The organism is Lachnoanaerobaculum sp. MSX33 (assembly GCF_000512995.1).
GTDB lineage: Bacteria > Bacillota > Clostridia > Lachnospirales > Lachnospiraceae > Lachnoanaerobaculum.
In genome coordinates this window covers 1-4,236 of the sequence record NZ_AZXX01000046.1, presented here as the reverse complement: position 1 = coordinate 4,236, position 4,236 = coordinate 1, and the positions used below count along the sequence as shown (strand labels likewise).

The window sequence follows — 4,236 nt, the reverse complement described above, 5'->3', positions numbered from 1 at the left end:
AGATAATCCTAAATGGTATGTCGTAAGTATAAGGACCGAATTCGGAGACGGTATTTCTGATGTTGATTTTGAACTTTTTGGGAATCATAAGAGGGGAGATTATGCTTATGGATATGGTTCACATGGTATATACGGTTTCTGCGATCCTTTATATTTCAGAGCCGGAATCAGCGTTGATGTTGGTGGTGATAAAATGATACGGGGATTCACTATGACGTATGCACCCAAATATATAAATAGAATAAAAAGATTAAATGAAATTGCAACATATCTGAAAGGTGAAGTATGTATTATGGAACGAGGAAATAATGAACTTGAGCGAGATATTTCATACAAACTTACTATGTATGAGGAGCCTTTGTATGTGCAAGTAAAGAGCCTTGATAAGGTCGGCTGGGCTAAAGATATGAATATAATATGGGTAAAGAAGGGTGAGCAGGAAAATGTTATAGAGTATATAGAATATGGTAAAGATTTTACTCTTTTTATAGATGATAACAATAAGGTTAAGATTGAAGTGGTTCGCATGGAAGACAACTCGGATGATAAACCTGAAGTTTTGACTATACGATGAATTTGAAAAAACCCGGAATTAATAGAGGATAGAGATTGGCATGAAGAGTAATATTAAATTTCTGAGTTTATTTTTTGTATTATGTATATTAATAACAGGATGTATGGACTCCTCGTTTAACAAGAAAATAAATATCAATAATATAAAAAGTGATGATTGTTTGTATAGAAGGATCAAGACTGGGATGTTCATACAGTATAGTGGAAGGGAAAAATTATATTGGTAAAAATGATACGATGACTATACAAATCCTAGGTTATGATGACATAAGGGATAAAAGGCATGCTGTAATAGCTTTTGATATGCGAGGACTTAAGGGTACGCTGTTGTGAGAAGAGTGTATGGGTTTTGTGAGATTAAACGGGAAGGCTGTATATACTTCGAAGGAGCTGAAAGATGGGGATATTTTAGAAATCGGCTCAGGCAAATTTATGTATATTGATTATGCAGGAAATCATTATGGATGGGAAGAAAAAAGAGAGGAAGCTAAAACATCCGATTATGATGATGTGGAGTAAGTAACTGAAAAATCAATGTTAAGCTAATATATGGAATACATATTTTTATACAGGAATTTGTGTTTTATATATCAGGAGGTAGAGTATGAAATCATCTGTGAAGATAAATAATCGCATAGATATGAGTGGCAAAAGTGTGTCATTTAGTACCAAGGAAAAGGCAAACAGAATACCGGTCAAAAGTTTGGACAGGCGAAAATTCAACATGAATAAAAAGGCAAAAAATGCATTAGGCTCTATTCCTTCTTGTGTTTTGGTAACCGGAAGTTCAGAACAAAGATCGGAGATGGATACTTTAAAAATGGTGCAAGGCTCTATACCTGTAGTAATAGGAAGTCTAACTAAAACAGAGTTGAAAAAATCAGGCGAAAAGACTATGGGAATAAAAGATATAAACTATGTGATGGATGTTTGTATCATGGTGTGCAGCTCAATCAGGTATGTTGAATAGCAATAAATCAGGGACATTGGATGAAGGTAAGATTCCTAAGTTTTCATATTGCTTGACAGGTAAAAATATTTACAAGAAAGCTGGTAGGTATTATCCGGTTTCTTCAAATTATGAACCTAAAAGAGGAGACCTATTCTTTCATTTGAAGAAGATAATTGTTGATGGTAAAGAAAAATGGGTAGGACATACAGGTATAATTATCGCCTATGATAAAGGAACAGATATTATCTATTCTATAGAAGGAAATACAGATGATAGCGTTCTGATTAGGAAAAATAATAGATTGAATAATGGCGGTAGTTCATATTTTGATGGTTTTGGAAGCAATGGGGGTTCTTCTTTTGGCGATATTCCTGAGGGAGCTCTTAGTAGAGGAGGTAGAACTGACTGATGAAATACTTTATTTTTATATTTTGTGTAGCTGTAACAATTGTAGTGTGCTCTTGTGTACAAAGCAATAATGTTGAAGATATAAAACTTGATTATAGAATGAGTGAAGAATTTGGATTAAAAGAGGCACAGGATATAGTTAGGGAAATGGTAACTTTTATGGATAAGGAGATAGAACTTGGTAAATCAGGTATTGCTCGCAGAGACTCAGATGGCTTTGACGAATATTACTTCAGTAGTCGAGAGGATGAAAAGAGACTCGAAGAATATCATAGAAATTACCTAACTGATGAAACATATACATATCTTACACAAATGTATGAAATAAGTAGATATGGTCGTGGTATGGCACAGCAGGTGGAAAGAGACGAAAAGACAATATATGGTTTAAGATATTCCATTGACACGCAAAGGGATTTCAGATTAAAGTCATCCGGCAATAATGAACTTCACATAGAGGTTCCTTTCATATATCACGTCATTATATCAGATACTCTTCCGAAGGAGGATTATGGAGAGATAGTATTTACTAAGTATGATGACGGAAAATGGAGAATAAGTAAAATATCTCATTGGTATAATGATATTGTGTTTTATGGGCTTGGAAAAAGGATGTATCTTTTAGACAATTATTGTAAAACAAAGTCAGATTATGAGCAGTTCGTAGAGAGATTCGGAGTTTCATCAAGTGGTGATAAAATACCAATGGATATCTTACAAATTTCATATAATGAGATTTTACCAAATAGTGACAAGCTAAAGTTTGGAGAATTTATAAATGGAGAGTTTCCGGAATTATTTACAAAATTGACAGCTTATCTGGCAATGGAGGAAATATATGCCAGACATGGAAAACCTTATGAAAAGGGAACATTTGAATATGAATATTTTAACAAGGCAACAGCATGGTATAAAGAAAATTCTGATTTTTCAGAAAACATGTTAAATGATATAGAGATATATAATATCAGTAAATTGAGTGATTATATAGACGGTTTGTAATTGGTAGAATAACATATAAATCAGATAATGGAGAAGAAAAAATCATAGATGAATATGGGGTATTGTATTTAGGAGATTTAATCGAAAAATATTAAAATAATTTCGATTAAAGTATTATGGAAATATTTTGACTAAGGGGAATATATGAATGTGATTGAGAAGAATAAACTTAAGGTAATCCTAGTAATTACCAGTATATTAGTTTTAGTGTTTACATCAATAGTTGGTGTAGAGTATTTGGATAAAAAAAGAAAAGATAGAGCACTTAAATACTATGAAGAAATAGCTATTACAGTAACTTTGGCAGATATGCTGGAAACGGAATTGGAATACAGTGATAATACAGGTAAAAGTTGGATAATTACGAATCAGAATGAAAGCTTTACCGATATAGTCAACCAAGATATTGCGGACTATATATCAGGGAAGAAACGTAGCCTTTATAACTACAAAATCGTAGAAAATGAAAATATGCAGAAATATATAGATAATTTTAATGACAATATGAAGAATATAAGGATAAGTGGAGAGAACGGAGCTGGAATTCCTATACCACCAAAGACTATATCTGAGGGAGAAGGAATGGAGGAGTTTGAAGAAATAAAGAATTTGGAGGAACTCATAGCATACATGCACAAACTAACAAAAAATGGTGAATATTATCTGTATGCTCTTTCAGTAATAGGATTAGATGGTTCAGGCTTAAATGGTAGGATAACATTTGATATGGGTGATGGAACGGAAAATGTTATACATGAGAGTGGAACAATAGGTATTAGAGAATTATTTACTATGACATATAGAACTTATGAATATGAGAGAGGTATAAAAGTTGGAGGTGAATGAAAAAAGAATAGATAAGGCGCTTAAATATTATAATGAAATATCTCTCACAGTAATTTTGGCAGATACACCGGGAATGGATTTGGAATGCAGTGATAATAAAGGGAATACTTGGGTCATGAAAGGTAATAATACAAGCTTGTGTTTGATATAGTTACTCAAGACATTGCAGATTATATATAGGGTAGATAATATATGGATTCAGAAGTTAAAAGAAAATTAAGAAATATAATATTTATATATTTATTTTTTATTCTTGCAGGTATTTTGATATTGGGAGTACAGAAATTAAAAGCATATATTGAACAAGTAAGATTTGATAGAGAACAAAAGGCTTATAATTTTAGAAGTGAAGGTTTTTTACGATATAGACTTTCAGAATTTGTGTGTGCAAAATTAGAGTTTACAAATCATAAAGGCGAAGTATTTATAATAGAAGATGATAATGATATGAAAAG

6 protein-coding genes and 2 pseudogenes are annotated in these 4,236 nt (G+C 32.1%); all 8 read left to right on the top strand.

Features of this window, described 5'->3' with window-relative positions:
- Positions 1–574, top strand: a pseudogene (locus HMPREF1495_RS04590) (hypothetical protein); the annotation flags it as partial.
- 152 nt (positions 575–726) lie between these two features.
- Positions 727–906 carry a hypothetical protein gene (locus HMPREF1495_RS14020; RefSeq protein WP_242832851.1) on the top strand — a complete coding sequence of 60 codons (180 nt, stop codon included), beginning with the start codon at positions 727–729 and terminating at the stop codon, positions 904–906.
- Positions 907–915: 9 nt separating this feature from the next.
- Positions 916–1,092 carry a hypothetical protein gene (locus HMPREF1495_RS14015; protein WP_242832850.1) on the top strand — a complete coding sequence of 59 codons (177 nt, stop codon included), beginning with the start codon at positions 916–918 and terminating at the stop codon, positions 1,090–1,092.
- Between the two features lie 85 nt (positions 1,093–1,177).
- On the top strand, positions 1,178–1,543 hold the full coding sequence (locus tag HMPREF1495_RS14010) for a hypothetical protein (protein WP_034212460.1): 366 nt from the start codon (positions 1,178–1,180) through the stop codon (positions 1,541–1,543).
- A complete protein-coding gene (locus tag HMPREF1495_RS14005; protein WP_034212458.1) occupies positions 1,533–1,934 on the top strand; it encodes a CHAP domain-containing protein in 402 nt (133 codons plus the stop codon). The genes HMPREF1495_RS14010 and HMPREF1495_RS14005 overlap by 11 nt, the downstream gene beginning before the upstream one ends.
- Positions 1,934–2,935, top strand: coding sequence for a YARHG domain-containing protein (locus tag HMPREF1495_RS04570; protein WP_034212456.1), 1,002 nt, complete (start codon positions 1,934–1,936; stop codon positions 2,933–2,935). Before HMPREF1495_RS14005 ends, HMPREF1495_RS04570 begins: the two co-directional genes overlap by 1 nt.
- Positions 2,936–3,079: 144 nt before the next feature.
- Positions 3,080–3,781, top strand: coding sequence for a hypothetical protein (locus HMPREF1495_RS04565; RefSeq protein ID WP_034212454.1), 702 nt, complete (start codon positions 3,080–3,082; stop codon positions 3,779–3,781).
- A gap of 192 nt (positions 3,782–3,973) precedes the next feature.
- Positions 3,974–4,236: pseudogene (locus HMPREF1495_RS04560) on the top strand (hypothetical protein); the annotation flags it as partial.